Origin of the sequence: Paraburkholderia sp. GAS41 (assembly GCF_050436545.1) — a bacterium.
Taxonomy (GTDB): Bacteria; Pseudomonadota; Gammaproteobacteria; order Burkholderiales; family Burkholderiaceae; genus Paraburkholderia.
In genome coordinates this window covers 532695-556016 of the sequence record NZ_JBNDMK010000002.1, presented here as the reverse complement: position 1 = coordinate 556016, position 23322 = coordinate 532695, and the positions used below count along the sequence as shown (strand labels likewise).

Genomic DNA, 23322 nt, shown 5'->3' with positions numbered 1-23322 from the left:
TCGACTATTCCTGCTGCTTACGACCCTGCTTTGCTTGCTAGGCGCGCCGCAGCGAGCCATGCGTTTCGGTCACCTTGGGCGCCCATTCGGGGCGGAAAAGCGTCGCCGTGGCCAATGCGCCGATCAGCAGAAACACCAGAATCACCAGCATCGGCAAGTCATAACTTCCGCCGACGTGAAGCAGCCAGCCCGACAGGCTCGCCGCCACCCCACCGGCAAGACTGGTGGCAACCTGCTGCACGCCTGTCACGAGACCAATGGCCTGTTTGGGGATCAGAGTCAGGCGGGACAGCACCAGGTTATTCGCGGTCGTCAAACCGAGCAGCGAGAGCGAGAGCACATTCCAGAACAACGCCACGTTGAGCGAGTGCGCATAGGCGCCGAGCAGTACGGTACAGCCCCCCACGAAGCCTGCGATGGTGAACACCTTGCGTACCCGAATCGGATTGCCGCCCCGGGCGATGATCCGGTCCGCGGCCCATCCCGCGAGCGCCGCGACGATTGCAATGCCGGCGAAGCTGAAGAAGGTGAACAACCCGGAGCGCGAAATCGACAGGTTGCGTTGCTCCACCAGATACGCGGGCATCCAGGTCATGCAAAAGAACGCGAAGTAGCCGTAACAAAAGTTCGTGATCATGCCGCCCCACACAACCGGGCTCGCCAGAATGCTGCCCAGGCTGACCGTGCGCGCGGTGCGATTCGCCACCGCGAGTTCTGCTTTGGATGGCAGGTCGTTGCGGACCATCAGCAACCACGGCGCCAGCCAGAGCATCCCAATCAGGCCCGTCGCGACAAACATGACGTGCCACGAATAGTTGACGAGAAACCACGCGCCAACCGGTGCGCCCAGGGCGGGACCGAACTTGTTACCCATGGCCAGAATGCCGACGGCGAGGCCATTCTGACTTTCGCCGAAGTTATTGCGAATCCAGCGATAGCTCGCCGGAATCACGATGGCCTCGGCCATGCCGATGATCAGACGCAGCACCACCAGGCTGGCGAGGGCCGCCACCGCGCCCATCAGCGCAGTGGCGAGACACCACAGCGCGAAGCTGATCGCGTAGGGCCATTTCACCCCGTAGCGGTCCGCCACCCAGCCCATCGGCACCTGAAACACACCATACGACCAGAAGAACGCCGCATTGATCCAGCCGCGATCCACGTCAGTGAGCGAAAAATGGTGAACAAAGCCTGCGTCCGCCAGCGTCGAAGAAATGCTGGTGCGATCGACGAACGAAATCAGAACCCCGATCGCGAGGAGCGCGAGAATCGCCAAGCGGCTCGCGCTCCCGGGTCGGGCAGGTTTGTTTGTCTCCATCTTTCGGTTTCTCTTTAGGATGATTGGTTCTGCGTGCCGGCTCGCCGTTTTTGACCAGTTGGCCGGCACAGCTGCGAGGCAACCTCAGGCAAGCGCCGGATACAGTTGCTGCGCAGTCCTGCCGAAGATCCACGCGCGATCTTCGTCATTCAAGCATGCTAAACCTGCCTGAGCCGTGGCGAGAATGTCTGGCAGCGTCCCCGTCGAGGTCGGATAGTTGGACCCCCAGGCCATCCGTTGCGCGCCGAACGCCTCGACCACGCGCGGAAAGAAGGTGTCGGCGCGCGCCTTTTCCTTTTTCACGTCGCCGAAGATGCGCGGCGTGAGCTTCAGGTAGATGTTGTCGAGCGGCGCCAGGTCGAACAGACTTTGCGCGGCCACGTACGGTGCGCCATCGGCGACCTCAGGGCGTCCCAGATGATCGAGGATGATCCGGACCTTGGGAAAACGTCGAGCCAGCGTCGTCACCTGCGGCAGCCCGATCGGGCCCGTCTGGATACACATGGTCAGGCCGAGTTCAGCGCAGAGTTCCCACGCCGGGAACGAACGCGGGTCGTCGAGTTCGCTCGGGTCAAACTCCTTGGTGCTGCCGCCGGTGAACAGACGCAGACCCGCAAGGCCGAGCCTGACCCATTCGAGAATGCGTTCCGGCGCGTCCGGTTGCAGCACGTCGACCGAGCCGACTGCCACCAGGCGCCCCGGATACTTGCCGCAACCTTCGACGACATAGCGGTTGTCGAAGCCATAAGTGGTGGAAGAGTGAACCACCGCTGCCTTCGCAACGCCAGCCTCGTCCATGGCGGCGATCAGCGTCTCGACGGTCGTGGGACGCTCTTGCGACCACTCCGAGCGCTTGCCGAACAACGGCGCCGGCGGATAGCGGGTTTCGTCGTCGGAAATGATGTGCGGGTGAATATCAACGATTGGGGAAGTCATAGTGCCTCAGTGCATGGCCCGGTGCGGATGTGATTGCCTGTGGAAGACGCCGATGTCATCGGGCGCGCGCTTTCAGCCGCGCATCGAGACGCGGATAGACACGCCGCGCGTTGCCCTCGAAGATCTTGTAGCGATCGTCGTCCGATAGCGCCGTGCAGGCGTCGAGGTAGCGCTTGGTATCGTCGAAGTACTGACCGGTGGCCGGATCCTTGCCGCGCACGGCGCCAATCATTTCCGAGCCGAACAGCACGTTGTCAGCCGGAATCACCTTGGTCAGCAACTCGACGCCCGGCTTGTGATACACGCACGAGTCGAAGAAAATATTGTCAAGGAGTCCTTCGAGCGGGCGTTCGCGCATTTCGAGCGACATGCCACGATAACGGCCCCAGTGATACGGCACCGCGCCGCCACCATGCGGAATCACGAGACGCAGGGTCGGGAAATCCTTGAACAGATCCGACTGCAGGATTTGCATGAACACCGACGTATCCGCATTCAGATAGTGCGCGCCCGTGCCGTGGAAGCAGGGATTGCACGAAGCCGCCACGTGGATCATGGCCGGCACATCCAGATCGACCAGCGCTTCGTAGAGCGGGTACCACTCGCGGTCGGTCATCGGCTTACCTGTCCAGTAGCCGCCGGTCGGATCGGGATTCAGATTGCAGCCCACAAAACCGAGTTGCTCGATGCAGCGGCGCAACTCCGGAATCGAGTTGGCGGGCGCCGCACCCGGCGATTGCGGCAACTGGCACACCGGCGCGAAGTTGTCCGGATAGAGTTCCGTCACGCGATATACGAGGTCGTTCGAAATCTCGGCCCATTCCAGGCTCGTTCGTTCATTGCCCAGGTGGTGGCTCATCAGGCCGGCGATCGGCGAAAACAGCGTCAGGTCGCTGCCGCGCTCGCGCTGCAGCTTGAGTTGACCATTGCCGATCGCTTCACGAATCTCGTCGTCGCTCACGAAGGCGCCATCGCGCGAAGGCGCGTTGGCCGGATCGTTTGCGAACTCGACCTGTTTGGCGCGCCAGGCGCGGAAGGAGGCGGGTACGGTCGTGAAGTGACCGTGACAATCGATAATCATGGCTTGTTTTCCGGTTCAGATCAGTTCAGCTCAGCGGGCCAGCGGGTCCACGAACAGTTCGTCAATCGACATGCGGCGCGGCGTCAGGCCTTGCTTGAACGCGGTGGCTTCCAGGGTTTCGATCGTCTTGAGGTTTTCCTGCAGACCGTATGGCAGCGGATCGTGTCCGACGATCTTGCGCAATTCCAGATACTTCTTGTCGCTGCCGGTCGTGGCTTCACCGGCATCGAGACGCGCCAGCCATTCCTTTTTCGCCTGCGCAAAGGCGTCGTAAATCGACTTTGCGATCCACGGATGGTCGGCGAGCACCGAGTCCTTCACGACAATGGTGCCGTGCATCGGATAGACCCCGGTGCGTGCGTAGTACTCGGTTTCGAGCTCGGTGGCATTGGGCAGCAGATCGGGATAGTTGGCCTCGACCTCCTTCCATCCGCCTGTGGGCGCGCCGGTGCGGCCAATCCCCGCAGCAGCGGCGAAACCCGCCGACAATTCGCCCGAGGCCATCATTTCCGCCAGCGAACTGCCGGCCGGAGCATGAATCACGTTGGACGGCAACTTGAGCTGCGTCACATGCTCCTCGTCGTCGACCACCCAGGTCACCTTGGAGGAGTCCAGACCGAATTCGTCGATCAGCACCTGCCGCGTCCATACGCCGGTCGTGACCGAATAGGCGCGCACGCCTACCTTCTTGCCTTCGAGGTCTTTGGGGTGCTGGATGCCGGCGTCCGGACGCACCAGCAGGCCGCCATGGTGAAAGCGCCGCACGACGAAGATCGGCAGCCCGACGAACGGCGCTCCATACGCGCGGGCGATGATGTAAGTGGTCGGCGCCAGCTCGCACACGTCGAATTCGACGTCGCGCACCATACGGCGAAACGCGCCGATTTGCGGCTGGACAGTGATGAATTCGGCATCCACGCCCTCAATGGGGATGGAGCCATTGCGGATAGCCGACGTATGCGGGTGCTCAGCGATCGCAATCTTGAGCGAGACTTTTCTGGTCAACATCCTCTCCTATGTCGGCCAGAGTGAGCGCTTTGGCGTTCACTCCGGGCCCATGCAAAAAATCTGCGGATGAGTCGTCGCAGACCGCTGGATGCAGGCTCCAGCACTGGATGACTACTTTCGATGGGCTAAGAATATTGAAAGATGGGGCGCGCGTCCCTACACAAAAAGCAGATTCAATGGCACTTTTTTTGGAGAGCGAGCAGGCACGCAGCGCGCGTCGTGGACCTGCGCCTGCGGTCTACCTCCCGGCACGGGGCAGGCCGCTCACTCACCCGCGGGCGCGTCCCCCGCTGCGCCGCCGAGGATGACGGTCCAACCCAGGCCGCGCACGTTGCGAATCACGCCCTGGCCGAATTTTTTGCGCACGGAATGGATCAGCACGTCGACGGCATTGCTCTCGACCTCCTTGCCCCAGCCGTACAGTTTGTCTTCGATCTGGCTGCGTGAAAAGATCGTGCCGGGGTGTTCGAGCAACGCATGCATCAACGCGAATTCACGCGCAGACAACACGCCAACCTTGTCGCCGAATGTGAGGGTGCGTTGATCGAGGTTCAGGTTGATCTTGTCGTCGCCGAGACGCGACACGGCATAGCCCGCCTTACGGCGCAATACGGCGCGAATTCGCGCCAGCAGTTCGCCCACTTCGAAGGGTTTCAGCAGGTAGTCGTCCGCGCCGATATCCAGACCTTCAATGCGCGAGTCGAGGTCGTCGCGCGCAGTCAGGATCAGGACCGGCACGGCGTTGCCGCCGGCTCGCGCCGAACGTAGCAGGTCGACGCCCGACATCCCCGGCAAGCCAAGATCGAGCAGGACTACGGTGTATTCGGCCGCGTCCATCGCCGCGCGGCCGGCGAGACCGTCACGCACCCAATCGACGCTGTAGCTGGCATCCTTCAGTGCGCGCATCAGGCTTTGCCCGATCTGTAGATCGTCTTCGACCAGAAGCACTCTCATAGGTCCCTCCCATGCGGATACGGGTCCGTGCCCGCGGATTTCGTCATAGTACCCGTGTGCGGATCGTTGTCCACATTCCGACCTGCCCCTGCTGAGGCTTCCGCCAGCGGAAAACCCACCGCTGCGACGACGCCCGAGCGGCCATCGTTGCGATTGCGCAGGACTGCGTCGCCGCCGTATTTTTGCGTGATGGACTTGACGATAGACAGCCCGAGACCGGTGCCCTCGACATCCAGATTCGCGCGAAAGAAGCGATCGAACACGCGCGGCAGCAGTTCCTCTGCAATGCCCGGACCCGTATCCGTCACTTCGACCCACATCAGATTGCCCTGCGTGCGCATGTGCAGATCGATCGTGCCGTCATCCGGCGAATAACGGACCGCGTTGCTCACCAGATTCTTCACGGCAATCGTGACGTCTGCGCCGGACGCCGCCACCTTGTCAGTCAATATTTTGTCCGCGCCAATATCGATGCCGCGTGCAGCCGCGATCGGCAAGACATCCGATACCGCTTCGACAACGATCCGCGACACATCGACAGGTTCGATCTCGCCGCCGGACAACGGCGCATCCGCTCGCGCCAGTCGCAATAGTTGCGTGATCAACGCACTGCTTCTGCCGATGCCGCTTCGCAGTTCGTTAAATCGCTCCTGATTACCGGGGTAAATGTGCGGCTGGAGATTGTCTGCCTGCAGTTGCAACGCGGTGAGCGGGGTCCGCAATTCATGCGCGGCATCCGCAATGAATTTGCGCTCCGCTTCGATTGACTGCGCCAGACGCTCGATCATCCGGTTGATCGAATCGACGAAGGGCAGCAACTCAGTCGGCACGCCCGCCGACGGCAGCGGCTTCAGGTGCGAGGCATCGATAGCCTGTACCTCATCGCCAAGCTGCTTGATCTTGCGAAACGAGATGCCCACGATCAGCAACACCGCACCGAGCACCAGCGGCAACATCACGAGCGTCGGCCATAAGGTGGAGAGCGCCGTTTCACGTTCCAGTTCATCGCGCACGGTCGAGCGTTGCGCAATCTGAATCAGCCTGCCGGCATCGCGCAACGAGTAGATTCGCCACCGCTCGCCGGCCACCATTTCCGAACTGAAACCAGCAGCGGCGTCCTCTGGCAGCGCCAGGGACGGGTCGGTGGAACGCAGCGGGACGTCGCTATCTGGCCTCCGGATCGTGATCACGATATCGCGGCTCGGCTGCGAGCCGCGCGAGGGAGTGGCGGGGATCGTCTCCGCCAGTCCATTACGCATGCGCACCGCGACCTGCTCCAACCGTAGATCGAGCAACGCGCTCATCCCCGCGCGGCACAGCTGATAGGAACTGATGCCCTGCGCGATCGCCACGGCGCTGACCAGCACGCCCAGCGCAATCGCGAGGTTCTTTCTCAGAGAAGGTTTCATTCGACTTATCACGCTCATTTTCGTCTCATTTTCATCGGCGAAGATAGGTCATCCGAATCAATGATTCGTTTGACCTGACCTAAGGGATGCTCATCATGTTCCTGCTCTTCAACCGCCACGCCGTTGCCAACGCCACTTACGTCGAACCGGCGGTTATGCCGGGCGCGCCCATGCAGCTTGCCGAAGCAAATGCCGCGCTCCAATCCGGCGCAACGGCCGTTGAACGACCCGCTACGTACGACGAGTTATTGCCCTATCTGATGCTGGCAATGGCCACCGCCATCTGAGATGGCCGTTTCGACCATCACTGACCATTGCGATTCCGCTCCACTAACATTGGGAGACCTCATCATGTTCGAAGTACTTGAATGGCTGTTCGACATCTCACTGGCAGTCGCCAGTGCGGCTGCGACCGGCTCGATTTTCCTGATTCTGCTCGAACTCGGCAAAGTGGCCCATAAGCACTTTGTCCAATACCGCGCCGCAGCCAGCGTGGCGATCAATGCAGATGCAACGAGTTGAGCAGATCGGACAGACCCAGCCACAAGATCTGGACACCGATACAAAAGATTGCGAAGGCAAACAGCCGCATCGCGACCTGCGTGCCCGACGGCCCAAGCAGCCGTTCAATATGTCCGGCAAAGCGCACGCAAAGATAAATGCTGATGCAAAGCAGTCCCAAGGCAAGCCCGACGCCGATGAAATGAACGGGCTGCAAGCCTTCCCGTGGCGAGCCGGTGCCCAGCGCAATGGCGACGGAAATTGATCCGGGGCCCACGGTCACGGGCAAGGTAAACGGATAAAAGGCCTTGATGCGCAAGGTCGGATCGCCGCCAGTAGCCGCATCCGGTTGTGCCTCGCCAGTGTCGTCCTCTGAGGACTGCAGCAGATTCCAGCCCGCCATTGCAATGATGAGGCCGCCGGCGACGCGCAGGACAGCGATGGATATCCCGAGAAACGACAACAGATACGCCCCCACCGACAACGACGCCAACAGGATCACGAAGCTATTGATCGCGATACGCCGTGCCAGCTCGGCACGCTCGGCCGCCGTCGCATGCGGCACCATGCTCAGAATGATAAAAGCCGCCGCGGGCGGATTGATGATAGGAAAAAGCGCGGCGACGATCAGCAGAACGGTCTTGGTCAGTTCATGGAGCATGCTGGGCTTCCCGTAGACAGGTCATGTGCTCTCGGTGTGATTCGATTTTACCCAACAGCCACGCATGAATCCTGCTGCCTGCATCAGCGCCGCTCGCGCCTCGGGAATGAAGGGCGCAAAACAATGCCACGCATGCGGCATGGCATGCCATTCTGCGAAATCCACGCGCGTGCCTTCACGCTGCAGTTTGGCGGCAAGCTCATGGGCGTCCTCGTTCAGGCCTTCTGTGTCGCTGGTCTGAATATGAATGGGCGGCAAGCCGTGCAATCTTGCGCGCGTGGGCGACGCCAGTCTCTCGAACGGGCGGACGTTGCGCAGATACATGTGTGCGGCCGCCTCCATGGCCGTGCGATTCATCGACAACACGTTGTGCTTCGCGCGCCAGATGCTGGTCAGATCGGCCCACGGCGACAACAGTACGGCGCCCGCCGGCAGTGGCTCGCCGCCGTCGCGCAAGGCCACCAGTGCCGCCAGCGCAAGGCCGCCTCCAGCGGAGTCGCCCGCGAATACGATCGAACTGGGCGCAATGCGCCGCGCCAGCAGGATGCGATAGGCGTGCAAGGTTTCCTGCAACGCGGCAGGAAACGGATGCTCAGGCGCGAGGCTGTAGTCCAGTGCGAACACGGCCGATCCCGAAGCGCGCGCCAGCTCGAAAGTGACTGCGCGATGTGTGGCGGGTGAACCAAAATAGTACGCACCGCCATGCAGGAACAGGACGACGGTCTCCGCATGCGCTGAAGCGGCCGCCTCCGGTCTGATCCATTCGCCCTTCAATTCGCCGTCCAGATACCGGTGTACCCGCGAATGAAGCAGCTTCGCCGCCACCCGGGCCGGCCACGTGTATTGATGCGTGCGCAACCGGATGGTATGGACATCGGGCGCAGGCCGGCGGCTCGAGCCGAACTGCAATGCCATCACCAGCGGAATCGTGCGGCGCAGCCACGCTGCCTGCCAGCTTTCGGAGCGTTGGGGCTTGTCGCTTTGGGTAGCGGGGAGAGAAGTAGTCGGTTGGTAATCCGGAACATTCATGATGATTCGATCGGAAAGAAGAACCGGCGCGTGAAAAGCGAGCGCGCGCCGAGATTCGGGTCGCCTACGCTCGCTCAGACGAGGCACGCGTTCAGCCTGCGGCAATCTCGGCCACTGGTGGCATCAACGATGCCAGTAGCCGTACCCGTAGTGGTAGCCCGCATAGTAGCCGCCATATCCGCCTGGGTGTCCGTAATACCCACCCACAACCACAGGCGCCGTGTAGACCGGCGGCGGCGCGTAGTACACCGGCGGCGGCACATAAACCGGTGCGACGGGCACCACCGGATAAGCCGGATAAGCCGCGTAAGCCGGGCCAGCGACACCCACGCCAATACCGACAAACACATGTGCCTGCGCACAGCTCACCAGTCCAACACCGAGCGCCGCGGCGACTGCCAGTTGCCGAATGAGTTTCATTTTTGCTCTCCTTGTCTCTGATGACAGTCCGTTGACTGCATCGAATGACTGCATTGTGGCGAGACAAAGTGAGCCACGAATTAGGAACGCACCCACGGCGTTCCCACTCCTCCACCCTTCATTGCAAGCGTGGCAGCTGCTCATTTTCGGCTCATTTTTCGCGCCTACGATCTGCCCCATCGACGAACGGTGCTGTGATTGCCAAGGCCATCCGGACCGCCCGCCGCAACCCTGGCGACGCAATGGAACGGTATCCGAAACGTCGCACTCACGACTGGAGCACATCATGTTTGCCAACTTTGCGAAGCGTCTAGGCGCGCTGTTCGTCAACACCGAAGAACAGCAGCGCGACATCTATCTGGCTTCATCCGCTGATTACGTCGAGCTCGAACACCGCATTCACGTGATTGAGACGGCTCACTCGCCGTTCATCCTGTACTCGTCCAACGCGCCGCGCGAATGGAGGCTGTGACTGGCTTGCCCGCCGCGCCTCCACATGAATGGGGACGTCCAACGTCCTCTTAACCCGCCCTCTCTTAGATAGTTTTACAACGGACAGACGCTTCGACATGCCTTCGGAAACTCGTACCGCACGCTCAACTCGACCTTTGCCTCGCCGGGGTCGATTGCACCTGGCCTCAGCGATCGCCGCCGGGATCGCCACCCTCACGCTTGCCGGTTGCGGCGGCGGGGGCGGCGGCGGCGGTTCGAACCCGCCGCCGCCTTCCGGCCCAACGTCCAGTATCAATCTGTTTGCGGGGGTTCCTGACGCGACAGGCTCGGTTGACGGCGCGGTCGCTTCCGCACAGTTCAACACGCCCACCGGCGTGGCGGTCGACCCTGCCGGCAACGTATACGTGGCCGACAACGACAACTTCACGATCCGCAAAATCAGCGCCGGTACGGTGTCGACTTTCGCGGGATCGCCGGGCATGGAGGGTTCAGCGGACGGTACCGGCGCCGCCGCGTCATTTGAAGGGCCTGCGCATATCACGATCTCGCCTGCCGGCAATCTGTATGTGACCGATGCAGGACCCGCCGTGACCGTGCGCGAAATCACGCCGGCCGGGCAGGTCACGACGCTCGTCGATCCGCGGACCGGCCAGGCCATGCAGACGGACGATAGCGGCGAAATCGCCGCCGACCATGCCGGCAACGTCTACGTCTTCACCGTTTCAAGCACCACCGGCGCTCACGTACTGACGCAGATCACCCCAACAGGCGCGGTCAACGTGATTTCGCTGACCACAGCCGCGAACACACCGCTCGGACTGATTCTTCCGTCCGGCCTTGCAGTGGACTCGGCTAACAACATCTACGTTACCGACGAGAACCCCGAAGGCAACGCGGGCGTCCTGTACAAGGTGACGCTGAACGGCACCACCGGAACCGCCGTCACGCTGGCGGGTTCGCTCTCGATTTCGGGTGCATCGGACGGCCCCGGCAATGCAGCGACCTTCAATGGTTTGTCCTCGCTCGTGGTGGATCCGTCAAACAACATCTACGCCAACGACGCCAACAACTTCGAAATTCGCGAGATTTCCCCAGCAGGTGTGGTCAGCACCGTGGCCGGTTCGAGCGCGCAGTACGGACTCAGTCTTGGACCGTTGCCGGGCATCCTGCCCACCATCGGTCAAATCGCGTGGTCTGGACAGTCGCTGTACACCCCCGATCTCGATGACAACGTGATCCTGCAGATCGGCCCCGTGCCGTAATGTCTAGCTCCTAAGGCGCTTCGCGCGCCACCGTCTACGGACTGCCAACGCGTCATCCACGGTCTCCACCCGGAGACTGTCGCGCGACGTATTCGGCGATACGGTCGTGAACAAAGACGCGTGGGAACCGCGCGCCTGATGGACATCCCGTATCTTTACAAAGGAAAGACTTTGACTTTTTGTGCCCTCCCGGTCAACATATCTTTTCATTGTAAAAATTCCGATCCTCTCTGCCCGTATGAACGACGCACCGTCTCGCCGCAAAACCCCCACGCCGTCGAAACACCCAACCGAAGCAGACAAAACCGCACGCGAGAAGCCGTACCACCATGGTTCGCTGCCCCATGCGCTCCTCGATGCGGCGGAGCTTGTCCTGCGCCGAGACGGCATACGCGGTCTGACTTTGCGTGCCATTGCACGTGAAGCCGGCGTGTCGCACACCGCGCCCCAACATCACTTCGGCGACACCGCAGGTGTCCTGAGTGAACTGGCCGCAAACGGCCACCGGCGGCTCGCCTCCGCCATGGCGGACAGTGCGGCGGGCGCGGAGCCCGGGCAGCCGCGACGCAAGGCGACGGCTCGCGGCTACGTGAGCTTCGCGAGAGACAATCCTGCTCTGTTGCATCTGATGTCGCGCAGCGAGATGCTCGACGCTACGCGCCCGTCACTGGTGGAAGCGCGGCAAGCGTCGGCACGCGTATTGAGCGGGGCCGTCGGCGTAGAAGCGCCCGGCAGCGCAGAGGATGATTCCGGCGCCTTCAGGCGGCTCGACGCCGCGCAAGCCGTTGCCATGACGGCTGCGTGGGCCTATGTTCACGGACTCGCTTTGCTGCTGATCGATGGGCGTCTGAACGCGCTGGCCAGATCGACCGAGGGCATCGAGAACGCGGAAGCGCTGGTGGACGCGGCGATCGAACACGTCCAGATCATTTTCGCCGCACCCACAAAGTCTGCGGATACCCGACGTTCCCAGCCACGCTGATCGGCCGCATGGAGATACTTTGCCCAGCCGGCGACGTGCGCAACAGCGTCATTGCACGCATGTGGGCCTCGCGTATCCGGCGCCAGCTACGCGGAAATTTGTACGGAGTCCCGAAGTGTTGCGCCTCCGCGGCGCAGGCAATTGTTACCTCCCCGATGCGTCTCTGATCAACAACGCCCCAGCAAATTCGACCTCCACCATTAAGCGGATCGTCTTAGCTGATAGGGTCTTCCTTTAGTACTCCACAAGCAGTTGCTGCCCCATGCTACAGTCGAATGCGCACAGTGACGGCCCGACGAACCGCGCCTAAAACAATACGGCCGACACGCATCGCGCCTCCTTGCTGACCATTGATTGGGGAAACTGTATGCAAACGCTTGCCGGAACGCGTCTCGCCCAACTCTTCAACGAACGAAAAAGCGAGTTACTCGGCGAATGGGCGGCGCAGCAGTACGCCATTACCTCACGGCGCGGCGGCGTACCCGAAGCGCAGTTGCGCAATCAGTTCGCGCAATACGTCGATCTCGTCTGCGCGGCGCTCGGCTCGTCCGAGCAGGTCGACTTCAATACAGCGACGTGGGACGAAGTGCGTACCTTCCTCGCAGAAGTGTCCGAGCAACGGGCACGGCAAGGTTTTACGCCCGTGGAAACCGCCATGTTCGTGTTCTCGCTCAAGGCACCGCTCTTTGCGCGCCTACGCGCTCAACTGGCCTCCGACCCAGCCGCCCTTGCTGATCTCACGTGGACGATCAGCGTGCTCTTCGACGGAATGGGTCTTTACACCACCGAAGTGTTCCAGAGCACCCGTGAGCAGGTCATCGTCCGCCAGCAACAGGAACTGCTCGAATTGTCCACGCCCGTGGTTCAGCTTTGGGACAGCATTCTGGCGTTGCCGCTGATCGGCACGCTGGATTCCGCGCGCACCCAGGTGGTAATGGAAAGCCTGCTGCAAAAGATCGTCGAGACCGGCGCCGCCATCGCGATCATCGACATCACCGGCGTGCCCACGGTCGACACCCTCGTGGCGCAGCATCTGCTCAAGACCGTGGCGGCAGCGCGGCTCATGGGCGCGGATTGCATCATCAGCGGGATCCGGCCGCAGATCGCGCAGACCATCGTGCATCTGGGCGTGAATCTGCAGAACGTCATCACCAAGGCCACACTCGCCGACGCCTTCATCGTCGCCTTGAAGCGCACCGGAAAGTCGGTGATGGGCGCAGCCGCGGCGACCGAAGCCCCCGGCACGCCGGGCCCATTGCGCGGCGACCCGTTCGCTGGCGACTGACGCCTGCTCACGCGGATTCAACCGGACCCCGACAATGGAACGCATTCCAATTCTGCGGATGGGCAAGCTGCTGCTCGTCACGATCCAGGTCGACATGCATGACCGCCTCGCCATGGCACTGCAGGACGATTTGACGAGCCGCATCGTCAAAGACCGTGCCAACGGTGTGCTGATCGACATCTCATCGCTCGACGTGGTGGATTCCTTCATTGGCCGCATGATCGGCGACACCGCCGCCATGGCGCGCGTTCTCGACGCGGAAACGGTGGTGGTCGGCATGCAGCCCTCCGTTGCCATTACGCTGGTCGAACTCGGCCTGGCGCTGCCGGGCGTGCGCACCGCGCTGAACGTCGAAAAGGGTATGGCGCTGCTGACCGGTTCGGCACCGCTTTGAGCACGTTCCCAGGCCAGACAACCAACGGCGCCGCCTTGTCCTCTCCGACCAACGAAGCGATGGCATCAGGTCCAACGGGGCCGGACGGCCAGCCGCCCGACGAGATCATGCCCATCCGCTCGGATGAGCAGATCGTGCGTTTGCGGCGCTTCGTGCGCGAAAAGGCCGTGGCGCAAGGTCTTTCGTTAATCGATCAGACGAAATTCGTCACCGCCGCCAGCGAACTCGCGCGCAACACCCTCATCTATGGCGGAGGGGGTGACGTACACTTATACACAGTGCGGCGTAACGGCCGTGTCGGTCTGCGGCTCGAATTCATCGACAGCGGACCTGGCATCGCGGATATCGCCAAGGCACTGGCGGACGGCTATACCAGCGGCAACGGTCTGGGCCTGGGGCTTGGCGGCGCCAAGCGCCTGTGCGACGAATTCGAAATCCGTTCCGTGCTGGGCGAAGGCACTCATATTTCGGTGACCAAATGGAAGCCATTCTGAACGGGCTGAGCGTGACGCAGCGTCGCTTCGAAATCGGCGATTCCAGTTCAGTCTCGTTTGCGCGACGCGGTATCGGCGATATGGCGTTCAGCGTCGGTTTCAATGAAACGGTGCTCGGCAAGCTGGCGATCATCGTGACCGAATGCGCAACCAATCAACTCAAGCACGCACAACACGGCGAATTACTGGTGCGCCCGATCGTTCGCGCCGTTACGCCAGCATCCGCGCTTCCGGCTAGCTGCGGAATCGAACTACTCGCGATAGACAGCGGCCCAGGCATCCGCGATCTGCATGCCTGCTTCGACGACGGCTATACGACGGCGGGCAGTCCCGGCAACGGCATGGGCGCGATTCAACGGCTCAGCGACGAGCTCGACATCTGGAGCATGCCAGGCCTTGGCACGGTGCTTCGCATCGTGGTCTGGGCGGATGCACGCCCAGCCGCTCCGGTCCGATCAGAGCCGGTCGCGTACGGCGCCATCAATCTGCCGCTGCAGGGTGAGACGCTGTGTGGCGACGCCTGGATTTGCGGCTACGCGGAAGGCGAATTCGTGGTGCTCGTCGTCGATGGCCTCGGGCACGGCCCGCTTGCCCACACCGCCGCGCTGGCCGCGACGGATACTTTCACGCGGCTTGGCACATCGAATGTCGTGAACATCGTCGAGGCGTCGCATGACGCGTTACGGCCCACGCGCGGTGCGGCACTCGGCGTCGCCAGTGTCCCCGCCTTTGACGCTGCGGATGGCGCGCTCGCCAACGCGCGTTTTTGCGGCGTCGGCAATATTGCTGCGAGCGTCTGGACGCCGGCCGGTCAGCGCCATCTGGTGTCGCACGCGGGCATCGTCGGTCATCAACTGCGCAAGGCGCAGGAGTTTCAGGTCGGCTGGCCGCGCGACGGCTTGCTGATTCTCCACTCCGACGGCCTCGCCACCCGCTGGGATCTGAGCAAATATCCCGGCCTGACGCACCGGCACCCCACCCTGATTGCGACGGTGCTCTATCGCGACTTCGCGCGTGGCCGCGACGACGTCACCGTCTTCGTCGCGCGCGCGGAGCGCACGGGAGACCTATGACGGCCGAACTCCTGCAAGTTCTGCCGCTGGACGGTGAACGCTCAGTAGTCGCCGCGCGCAGGCGTGCCCGCGAACTGAGCGCAGCCTTCGCTTTCTCGCAGCATGACCAGATCCGCGTTGCAACATCGGCACTGGAAGTCGCACGTGTCGTGTTTCTCGCGACCTCCCGCGGCCGCGCGGAATTTCTACTGGATAAAACGGCCCAGCCGCCTAGCCTGCTGATCCGCTTCGTGGCTCCCGCTACTTCGAGTGCCCGCCTGATCGAGCCGCCGCCCCGCGCGGCAGACGTGAATGCCGGCGAGATGCCCGGTCCGCTTGGCGTCCTCGCAGCACAGCGCCTGATGGATGCCTGTTCAATTGAAGACGTGGCGGGCGACGCCGTTATCACGCTGGCGCAGCGCCTTCCGGCGCATGCACCGTTGGCGCCTCACAAAGCGGGCGAAGTGCTGGCCCGCGGTGCCGCGACACCGGACGCCGGCGGCTCTTTCGATGAAATGCAACGGCAAAGCCACGAACTCACGGTAGCGCTCGATCAACTGCAGGAACGCCAGGAAGAACTCGTGCGGCTCACGCGCGAACTCGAAGACACCAATCGTGGCGTGGTCGCGCTCTACGCGGAACTGGACGAACGCGCCGAACATCTGCGGCGTGCCGACGATGCCAAGTCGCGCTTCCTGTCGAACATGAGCCACGAATTCCGCTCGCCGCTGTATTCGATCCGCGCCCTCTCGAACCTGTTGATGGACCGCACAGACGGCGAACTGAACGACGAGCAGGCCAAACAGGTGCGCTTCATTCGTAAGGCGGCTGACGAACTGGCGGAGACCGTCGACGACCTGCTCGACCTCGCCAAGATCGAAGCGGGCAAGGTCGAAATACGGCCGAGCGAGTTCCAGGTCGCCGACGTTTTCTCGGCCCTGCGCGGCATGCTTCGCCCGCTGTTGCCGGCTCCGGATGTTGAACTGATATTCGAGCCGTGCGGCGAGATTCCGCCGGTCTACACCGACGAAGGCAAGGTGTCGCAGATTCTCCGCAACCTGATTTCGAACGCATTGAAGTTCACCGAGCAGGGCGAGGTCCGGGTCAGCGCACAGTACGATGCCGAGCAGCAGACGTTGACCATTGCGGTTTCGGATACGGGAATTGGCATTGCGCCGGAACACCAGCAAAGCGTCTTCGAAGAATTCGAACAGGTACAAAACCGCTTGCAGACCGCTGTGAAAGGAACCGGGCTGGGCCTGCCGCTTTGCAGCAAGCTCTGCAAGCTACTGGGCGGGGCGGTGAGTCTCGACAGTGAACTGGGCAAAGGCTCGACTTTCACGGCGACCATTCAGGCCTATCTGCCGCACACGCCCGAGATGGCCGCACCGGCACCCCGTCCGCGCGACGCCGAGCGCGATATGGTGCTGCTGGTGTCGACCAGTCTCGACGACCGCGTGCGCTATGAAGCTTCGCTGCACAACACACGCTACCGCTCGGCCGCCGCGGCAACCGTGCGCGAGGCAAAAACCTTACTCGCGGTGTCGGCCGCATCCGCCGTGGTGCTGGACATGCAATCGGATCGCGAAGAATGCTGGACCTGGCTGGCCGAGCTTCGCCATGGCGGCGGCGCCTGGCATGATCGCGAAGGCGGCGCCTCGGAGAGCGCTGACTCACACCCGCGACGCGTACCCGTGATTGTCTTGAGCGATAGCGACCAGGGCGATCGGGCGCAATCTCTCGGCGCCGATGCCTTTTTTATCAAGCCGCTGTCGGGCATCGACTTGCTCACTTCGCTGGACGCGGTGCTAAGCGCCCCCTGAACGACCCACGGACACGAATTTCCCATGAGCGACGCAACCGCCAATCTCATCCTGAACGTCGACGACAACGACGGCACGCGCTATGCGAAGAGCCGGATCCTGTCGCGTGCCGGCTTTGTGGTGATCGAAGCCGCCAACGGTACCGAAGCGCTTGAGCAGGCACGCGCTTCATTGCCCGATCTGGTGCTGCTCGACGTCAAGCTGCCCGACATCAACGGCTTCGAAGTGTGCCGGCAAATCAAGGCCACACCGGAAACGGCAGGCATTCTGGTGCTGCAGACCTCCGCGGCCGCGGTGCAGAGCGTCGACAAAGTCCGTGGGCTCGACGGCGGCGCGGACAGTTACCTGATCGAGCCGATCGAACCTGCTGAACTGATTGCGCACGTACGCGCGCTGCTGCGCGTGCGTCGTGCGGAAGGCGCGCTGCGTGAAAGCGAAGAGCGCTTTCGGCAGATGGCGGAAAACATCGACGATGTGTTCTGGATGCTCGACCCGGCCACGGATCAACTGCTATATGTGAGCCCGGCTTATCGTCGCCTGTGGGGCGCCGAGGTGCTTGCCCCGGTACCGGGTTCAGGGCATTGGGCCGGCCAGATCTACGCCGAAGACCAGGCTGAGGTCGAGACCGCGTATCGGGCGCTCGCCAGCGGTACGCCGTACGAGATCCAGTACCGGATCGTTCGTCCCGATGGCAACACTCGCTGGGTCGCCGAGCGCGCGTTTACGGTCCGCGATGTGCATGACCGGATCTATCGGCTGGCGGGCATCGTCAACGACATCTCCGAGCGCAAAGCCGCCGAGATGATGTTGCGCGACGCGGATCGCCGCAAGGACGAGTTTCTCGCCATGCTTGCGCATGAGTTGCGCAATCCGCTTGCACCGATTCGCAATGCGATTGAATTGCTCGATCCGAGCCGCTCGCCTGATGCTCAGGATTTCGAAACGATGCGCGCGGTCATCGGACGCCAGGTGCGGCATCTGAGTCGCCTCGTCGACGATCTGCTGGACGTAGCGCGTATCACGCAAGGGAAGATCACGCTGCGGCAAGAGAACGTGAGCCTCGCGGGAGCCATCGAAGCCGCCATCGAAACGGTTGCGCCTGCGCTCAACAAAAAAGCCCATACGCTCAAGACCAAGATGCCGGACAACTCGCTCTACGTGATCGGCGACGGTGTACGGATTGCTCAGGTGCTTGGCAATATTCTGTCGAATGCCGTGAAATACACGCCGCAAGGTGGCGAAATTCTGATCGACGTTCGCAAGTCCGATGAGATCGTGCAGATCGCGGTGCGCGACAACGGAGTCGGGATGAGTGCCGACACCATCCCGGTGATCTTCGATCTGTTCGTCCAGTCGCAGAACTCGCTCGAACGCTCGGAAGGCGGGCTCGGCATTGGCTTGCCGCTCGCCCGGACGCTGGTTGAACTGCATGGCGGGCATCTTCAGGCCTTTTCGCGCGGTCCGGGACACGGCAGCGAATTCATTGTGAGCTTGCCGCTCTCGCGCTCGGGACAGGTTACCGAGCCGGCGCCGGCTACCCCCGCTGCGGCTGCGGCTGTGTCCCCTCGCGGCGCCGCAGTGCCATTGCGGCTTCTACTGGTGGACGATAGCGTGGACGCGGCGACGCTACTCTCCATGGTTCTGGAAGCGGATGGATACGATGTGCGCGTCGCGCACGAAGGGACCCAGGCCCTTGAAATCGCGGCGCAATTCAAGCCTGAAATCGTGTTGCTCGATCTCGGCCTGCCCGGCATGGACGGGTTCCAGCTGGCAAGGGAGATGCGCAAACTTCCGGATACCGCAGACGCGCTGTTGATCGCCGTCACGGGCTACGGTCAGGCCTCAGACCGTCTGCGTTCTCAGGAAGCGGGTTTCGACCATCATCTCGTCAAGCCGGTCTCGGTGGACGAGATACAGCGTGTGATCGTGAGCCGCTTCCCGGATGCGAGGCCCTGAAGTAGCGGGCGGTGCTCGTTCATGTGCACCGCCGTTTGCCGCACCTCGACCCGAACCTTAGGCGTCACTCACTCGCGATAGGTGCTTCGAGCAGACACCCGAACTCGCTCGCAAACTCCACCGACACGCGCGCGTGAACGGCGCCCTGCTTGTCGAAGAACCGCTGCGTCCCGCGAAGCGTAAATACGCCTTCATGCCAGATGCCCGGATGAATGTAGAGCCCTTGCCGTCCATCGAAGCGGAAGCACACGAATTTCTCGGGCGTAATGTCGTCCCCAGGTAACGCCAACGGCACGTAGAACGGTTGATGGTCGAGCGGGAAGAAGAGTTGTCCCCCATCCGGGTGGTAGTTCGCGTGCCACAGCAACATGCGCTCCGGTGCAAGAGCGCTGTCTTCGCGGGCCGCTTCCGGTTCTTGCGCGTAGGCGAGAATGTAATGACCGCCCACCGCCGCGTTGCTGCCGTAGAGAATATCGCCGCGCCATTCGCTCACGAAGGTGCCTTCGGTGGTGCCACCCTGATCGCCCGTGTCCGGGTCGATGGGGCGTGAGCCCGTCCTCGGCCACTGCACGATTTCGATCGGACACTCTTCTGGATCCGCTACGAGATGGCCATAACCCTCAAGCGTGGCTGAGGTCGCGTCGATAACCGGCATTACTACGCGCCGGAGCCCGGCGGGAAGGCCGGGATTGAGGTAGTCGATGTGTTCTGTCATCGCGATAGTTTACACGTTAAAGATTGTCCACGTGAGCCACGCGGCCGGATCGTCGCGGCATCCGGATTCACGGATACGACGTCTGCCGGCACATGAAAAGTGCATCGAAGCCGATTTTTCAAGCCGGCGAGCGGGCGTCGACGAGTGGGTGATAGGATGCTATGCCGACTTGAAAAAGGGGAGCAGCATGGCCAACACGGAAAGTATACCGACGGTAGGTCTGGCGCTGCAGGGTGGCGGCGCACACACGGCGTTCACGTGGGGCGTGCTCGATCGTCTCCTCGACGAAGTTGCAAATGGGAAGCTCTTCATTCGCGCGATCAGCGGCACGAGCGGCGGCGCGCTGAACGGCGCCGCCTGCGCTTACGGTCTGAATGAGAGCGTGCCCGAGGCAAAGCGTGCGCTGGAGCGGTTGTGGCGGCTGGTGGGCGCCAGTTCATACTGGCACCCGTTTTACAACTGGCCTACCGAATGGCTGAATTCGCCCTACCGCTGGAATGTGGATCTCAATCCGTTCGTGATCGCACAGGGCATGCTCCAGCAGATCAGTTCTCCCTACGCAATGCCATGGTCGAGCAATCCCATCGGTCCGATCATGGAGAAGGTCATTCCTGACTTCGGCCTCATCAACCGGCCGAACAAGCGTGGCCCCGAACTCTATATCGCCGCAACGAATGTCGACCTGACCGCGCTGCGCATCTTCGGTCCCGCTGAAATCACCGCCAAGGCGCTGATGGCGTCGACGTGTCTCCCCACACTCTTCAAGGCGATCGAGATTGACGGCGAGTACTACTGGGACGGCGGATATATGGCGAACCCCGCCCTCAATCCGCTCGTCGACCGCGTCGACGACATTCTTAGCGTGCTCATCGATCCGCTGGTCGTCAAACACGGACCGCCCACTCTCCCGAGGCAGATCGTGAACCGGATCAACGAACTGAGCTTCGGTGCCTCGTGGGTCACGGAAGTCCGGCAGATCGAATTGATCAACCAGCTCTGCGCCGAAAACACCCTCGTCCATAACGGCAAGACCTACACCCCCAAGCGCTTCCATGTGATTCGCGCGGAACACCTGATGGAGGAGATCGGCGCGGCGTCGAAGGACACGCCCTGCATCGAGCTATTTCTTGCCTTACGAAAGGCAGGATGGGCCGCAGCTGATGCGTGGGTGCAGGAGTCTCTGCCCAGCGTCGGCAAGACGTCCACTTTCAATCTCGATGCGCTGGTGAAGAACCGCCTGGAAGGAACCCCCTCTGCAATCGGCAGCGTTCGGGAGGCCGAGGATAAAAGCCGTTCCACGTCACCCGGTCGATAATGCGATCCGTTTTTTGCCCAGTTGGAAACGCAGCAGATTTCGCAAACTACGGATACCTGATAAAAAGAAAAACACCTGTTCCACGATAGCAGTTAGCGATGTGACGATGCACGTGCTTCAATAGGTGATGAGGCGGTCCCTATGTATCGCGATGCATGGGCGGTCTCAACGCGGGAAATCGCTTTTAGCAGGCATCGGAAACAACAAGAAGTGACCTGAAACTGCGAACGGAGACAATTCGATGAGGCGCAGACTAGTGGTGGTCGTCGCAGCTATCGCGGGAAGCACGCTCGGAACCCGCATCGCTCATGCGCAAAGCAGCGTGGAGCTCTACGGCTCCATCGACGGCGGCATTGGCTACGTTCATAACGTGATAGCCGCTGACGGCAGTACCGCGAGCAACCAGGTCAGATTCATCAATGGCCTTCTGCACGGCAACCGCTGGGGATTCCGCGGTAGCGAGGACCTCGGCGGCGGACTCAAGGCCATCTTTCTTCTGGAGGATGGTTTCGATCTCGGGACGGGACAGTTCAACCAGGGCGGACGGGAATTCGGTCGCCAGGCGTTCACGGGGTTGACCAGTACGACATTCGGTTCTGTCACGCTCGGGCGGCAGTACGATCCCAATGTCGATCTGATCTTGCCGCTGACAGCCGATGCGGTGTACGGCAAGAGCTTCGGCACGCCAGGCGACATCGACAATTACGATGACACGGTGCGCATCAATAATTCGATCAAATATGCCAGCCCGAGTTATGGTGGATTCACGTATGAACTGATGTATGGCTTTGGCGGCATCGCCGGAAGCACGGGCGCGGGGCAGATGTACGGCGCCGGAGCGGCGTATACGCACCAGGCCTACACCGTGGCGGCGGCCTACTATCATGCCAGTGGCGGCAATACGGTGGTAAAAGGCGTGAGAACGTGGACCAGCAGTTCGGACTCCTTCTTCAATACCTCGATCAACTCCGGGTACGAATCCGCCAGTAACATCAGTATCGCCAGGGTGGGCGCGAACTACGCCAAGGACGCGTTGACGGTAGGCGTGACATACAGCAACGTCCAGTACGCAGCCGACGCCAGTTCCGTATTTACACGGACGGAAACCTTCAACGTGGTGACGGCGTACACACAATACAAAGTCACCCGTTCAAGCGTCGCGGCGCTGAACTATAACTTCACGAAGTCGAGTGGGGATGCCTCTGCAACCTACAACCAGGTGAACCTCGGTTACGACTATTCGCTATCGAAAACCACGGAATTGTATGCGCTTGCGGGCTGGCAGAAAGCCAATGGGTCGACGCTGAATACCAGCGGGAAAGTCGTGGCGGCTACTGCGTCGATCGGCTCGTTCGAGGTGAACTCCGGTGCCGACACACAGGGTCTCGTTGCGATAGGGATAAGACATCGGTTCTAAACGAGAGATCGGTCTGCCCTGCGGCAAACCGATCGCAATGGAACCGGCGGAATTCGTCATTCCGCTGCCGTGTTCCGCCAGTTCGATTGAAGCACCTGCTGCGCGTATCCGACGCTACGCGGAGGGTGTTCAGCTGTATCTCGCAGTGCCTTTCTAGTGGTCGAGCGGTCGGCGCAAGTCAGGGTCGTCGTCCACCCATTCCTGCGTCCCAACCCAGTATGGCTGGCGATTGTAATAGCTATGCGTCGTCGCGCCCCACTTCGAATCCGCCATCGTCGGCCAGTGATCCTTATCAAAGCCCGGATCGTCTTTCAGACGTTGCGCGGTAATGTCGACGTAGAAGCACTTCTGGTCCGTGTCGAGCGTGAGCGCGTTCCAGGGAATGGCGTGCAGGTTTGCGCCCATGCCCAGGAATCCGCCTTCAGACAGTACAGCGTATGCGATCCGCCCAGTGCGCACGTCGAGCATGATGTCGGAGATTTTGCCTACATGCTCGCCATCTGACGACATCACCTTGTTGCCGTCGAGCGTAGCCGCGGCCATGATTTCCGGCCCCGGACCTTCGCCGATCCCGCCGCCAACCACATTTGCTCCGCCGCGGGTATCACCTTGAGGATTGATTGAGCCCATTGTCGCCTCCTTGAAAATGGTGCATACGAAGCCGCGCAAGGGGCATACCTGGGTTGAGCAGCGCAGTCGGTGTTGCCACGCTTTTTCAAACCGCAAAATCCAATGACCACATGCTCGAGCGCGCCGGTGGCACTGGCCCTCGACCAAGCATAGCGCGCGCCTGTTTCGCATCAATAATCCATTGCGCGATTCGTATTAGTTAAATGTGGGAGCGGGCCTACACTCAT

General features: G+C 61.7%; 24 protein-coding genes. 13 read left to right on the top strand and 11 right to left on the bottom strand.

Features of this window, described 5'->3' with window-relative positions; all coding sequences use genetic code 11:
* Nucleotides 1–37: 37 nt before the first annotated feature.
* The 6 genes from P3T43_RS05725 to P3T43_RS05700 form a co-directional block, all read right to left on the bottom strand.
* On the bottom strand, nucleotides 38–1318 hold the full coding sequence (locus P3T43_RS05725; RefSeq protein WP_429280065.1) for an MFS transporter: 1281 nt from the start codon (nucleotides 1316–1318) through the stop codon (nucleotides 38–40).
* 84 nt (nucleotides 1319–1402) lie between these two features.
* A complete protein-coding gene (locus P3T43_RS05720; protein WP_429280064.1) occupies nucleotides 1403–2254 on the bottom strand; it encodes an amidohydrolase family protein in 852 nt (283 codons plus the stop codon).
* Nucleotides 2255–2309: 55 nt separating this feature from the next.
* Nucleotides 2310–3335: an amidohydrolase family protein gene (locus tag P3T43_RS05715; RefSeq protein WP_429280063.1), complete on the bottom strand. Its 1026-nt coding sequence runs from the start codon at nucleotides 3333–3335 to the stop codon at nucleotides 2310–2312.
* Nucleotides 3336–3365: 30 nt separating this feature from the next.
* Nucleotides 3366–4343, bottom strand: a complete 978-nt coding sequence (locus P3T43_RS05710; protein WP_429280062.1) for a PhnD/SsuA/transferrin family substrate-binding protein — start codon at nucleotides 4341–4343, stop codon at nucleotides 3366–3368.
* Nucleotides 4344–4607: 264 nt separating this feature from the next.
* A complete protein-coding gene (locus P3T43_RS05705) occupies nucleotides 4608–5297 on the bottom strand; it encodes a response regulator transcription factor (protein WP_429280061.1) in 690 nt (229 codons plus the stop codon).
* Nucleotides 5294–6706 carry a sensor histidine kinase gene (locus P3T43_RS05700; protein ID WP_429280060.1) on the bottom strand — a complete coding sequence of 471 codons (1413 nt, stop codon included), beginning with the start codon at nucleotides 6704–6706 and terminating at the stop codon, nucleotides 5294–5296. Before P3T43_RS05700 ends, P3T43_RS05705 begins: the two co-directional genes overlap by 4 nt.
* Nucleotides 6707–6801: 95 nt before the next feature.
* On the opposite strand from P3T43_RS05700, the gene P3T43_RS05695 reads away from it, so the two are divergent.
* Nucleotides 6802–6993, top strand: coding sequence for a hypothetical protein (locus tag P3T43_RS05695; protein ID WP_429280059.1), 192 nt, complete (start codon nucleotides 6802–6804; stop codon nucleotides 6991–6993).
* 64 nt (nucleotides 6994–7057) lie between these two features.
* Nucleotides 7058–7228 carry a hypothetical protein gene (locus P3T43_RS05690; protein ID WP_429280058.1) on the top strand — a complete coding sequence of 57 codons (171 nt, stop codon included), beginning with the start codon at nucleotides 7058–7060 and terminating at the stop codon, nucleotides 7226–7228.
* On the opposite strand, the gene P3T43_RS05685 is transcribed toward P3T43_RS05690, so the two are convergent.
* From P3T43_RS05685 to P3T43_RS05675, 3 genes are all read right to left on the bottom strand, one after another.
* Nucleotides 7206–7868: a MarC family protein gene (locus tag P3T43_RS05685; RefSeq protein ID WP_429280057.1), complete on the bottom strand. Its 663-nt coding sequence runs from the start codon at nucleotides 7866–7868 to the stop codon at nucleotides 7206–7208. The two genes, P3T43_RS05690 and P3T43_RS05685, sit on opposite strands and share 23 nt — an antisense overlap.
* A gap of 21 nt (nucleotides 7869–7889) precedes the next feature.
* Nucleotides 7890–8897 (bottom strand): alpha/beta hydrolase, encoded by a 1008-nt coding sequence (locus P3T43_RS05680; RefSeq protein ID WP_429280056.1) that lies wholly within the window; start codon nucleotides 8895–8897, stop codon nucleotides 7890–7892.
* 123 nt (nucleotides 8898–9020) lie between these two features.
* Nucleotides 9021–9317: a hypothetical protein gene (locus P3T43_RS05675; RefSeq protein ID WP_429280055.1), complete on the bottom strand. Its 297-nt coding sequence runs from the start codon at nucleotides 9315–9317 to the stop codon at nucleotides 9021–9023.
* A 286-nt stretch (nucleotides 9318–9603) separates the two neighbouring features.
* Between P3T43_RS05675 and P3T43_RS05670 the strand changes: the two genes are divergently transcribed.
* The 9 genes from P3T43_RS05670 to P3T43_RS05630 all read left to right on the top strand — a co-directional run bounded on the left by P3T43_RS05670 (nucleotide 9604) and on the right by P3T43_RS05630 (nucleotide 19018).
* Nucleotides 9604–9789: a DUF3563 family protein gene (locus P3T43_RS05670; RefSeq protein WP_429280054.1), complete on the top strand. Its 186-nt coding sequence runs from the start codon at nucleotides 9604–9606 to the stop codon at nucleotides 9787–9789.
* Nucleotides 9790–9943: 154 nt separating this feature from the next.
* Nucleotides 9944–11032 (top strand): hypothetical protein, encoded by a 1089-nt coding sequence (locus tag P3T43_RS05665; protein ID WP_429280053.1) that lies wholly within the window; start codon nucleotides 9944–9946, stop codon nucleotides 11030–11032.
* A 238-nt stretch (nucleotides 11033–11270) separates the two neighbouring features.
* On the top strand, nucleotides 11271–12014 hold the full coding sequence (locus P3T43_RS05660) for a TetR/AcrR family transcriptional regulator (protein ID WP_429280052.1): 744 nt from the start codon (nucleotides 11271–11273) through the stop codon (nucleotides 12012–12014).
* 367 nt (nucleotides 12015–12381) lie between these two features.
* Complete coding sequence (locus tag P3T43_RS05655; RefSeq protein WP_429280051.1) at nucleotides 12382–13299, top strand: STAS domain-containing protein; 918 nt, start codon at nucleotides 12382–12384, stop codon at nucleotides 13297–13299.
* A gap of 34 nt (nucleotides 13300–13333) precedes the next feature.
* On the top strand, nucleotides 13334–13693 hold the full coding sequence (locus P3T43_RS05650; protein ID WP_429280050.1) for an STAS domain-containing protein: 360 nt from the start codon (nucleotides 13334–13336) through the stop codon (nucleotides 13691–13693).
* Nucleotides 13694–13752: 59 nt separating this feature from the next.
* Nucleotides 13753–14187 (top strand): anti-sigma regulatory factor, encoded by a 435-nt coding sequence (locus P3T43_RS05645; protein ID WP_429280171.1) that lies wholly within the window; start codon nucleotides 13753–13755, stop codon nucleotides 14185–14187.
* Nucleotides 14172–15260 (top strand): ATP-binding protein, encoded by a 1089-nt coding sequence (locus tag P3T43_RS05640; protein ID WP_429280049.1) that lies wholly within the window; start codon nucleotides 14172–14174, stop codon nucleotides 15258–15260. Before P3T43_RS05645 ends, P3T43_RS05640 begins: the two co-directional genes overlap by 16 nt.
* Entirely contained in the window at nucleotides 15257–17062 is a 1806-nt protein-coding gene (locus P3T43_RS05635) for an ATP-binding protein (protein ID WP_429280048.1), read from the top strand. Before P3T43_RS05640 ends, P3T43_RS05635 begins: the two co-directional genes overlap by 4 nt.
* Before the next feature lie 24 nt (nucleotides 17063–17086).
* A complete protein-coding gene (locus P3T43_RS05630; RefSeq protein ID WP_429280047.1) occupies nucleotides 17087–19018 on the top strand; it encodes a hybrid sensor histidine kinase/response regulator in 1932 nt (643 codons plus the stop codon).
* Between the two features lie 64 nt (nucleotides 19019–19082).
* On the opposite strand, the gene P3T43_RS05625 is transcribed toward P3T43_RS05630, so the two are convergent.
* On the bottom strand, nucleotides 19083–19733 hold the full coding sequence (locus tag P3T43_RS05625) for an ureidoglycolate lyase (protein WP_429280046.1): 651 nt from the start codon (nucleotides 19731–19733) through the stop codon (nucleotides 19083–19085).
* Between the two features lie 187 nt (nucleotides 19734–19920).
* On the opposite strand from P3T43_RS05625, the gene P3T43_RS05620 reads away from it, so the two are divergent.
* Together P3T43_RS05620 and P3T43_RS05615 are read left to right on the top strand one after the other, a co-directional pair.
* Nucleotides 19921–21048 carry a patatin-like phospholipase family protein gene (locus P3T43_RS05620; RefSeq protein ID WP_429280045.1) on the top strand — a complete coding sequence of 376 codons (1128 nt, stop codon included), beginning with the start codon at nucleotides 19921–19923 and terminating at the stop codon, nucleotides 21046–21048.
* 241 nt (nucleotides 21049–21289) lie between these two features.
* Nucleotides 21290–22465 (top strand): porin, encoded by a 1176-nt coding sequence (locus tag P3T43_RS05615; RefSeq protein WP_429280044.1) that lies wholly within the window; start codon nucleotides 21290–21292, stop codon nucleotides 22463–22465.
* 153 nt (nucleotides 22466–22618) lie between these two features.
* Here P3T43_RS05615 and P3T43_RS05610 read toward each other — a convergent pair whose 3' ends face one another.
* A complete protein-coding gene (locus tag P3T43_RS05610) occupies nucleotides 22619–23095 on the bottom strand; it encodes a PRC-barrel domain-containing protein (RefSeq protein WP_429280043.1) in 477 nt (158 codons plus the stop codon).
* Between the last annotated feature and the right edge of the window lie 227 nt (nucleotides 23096–23322).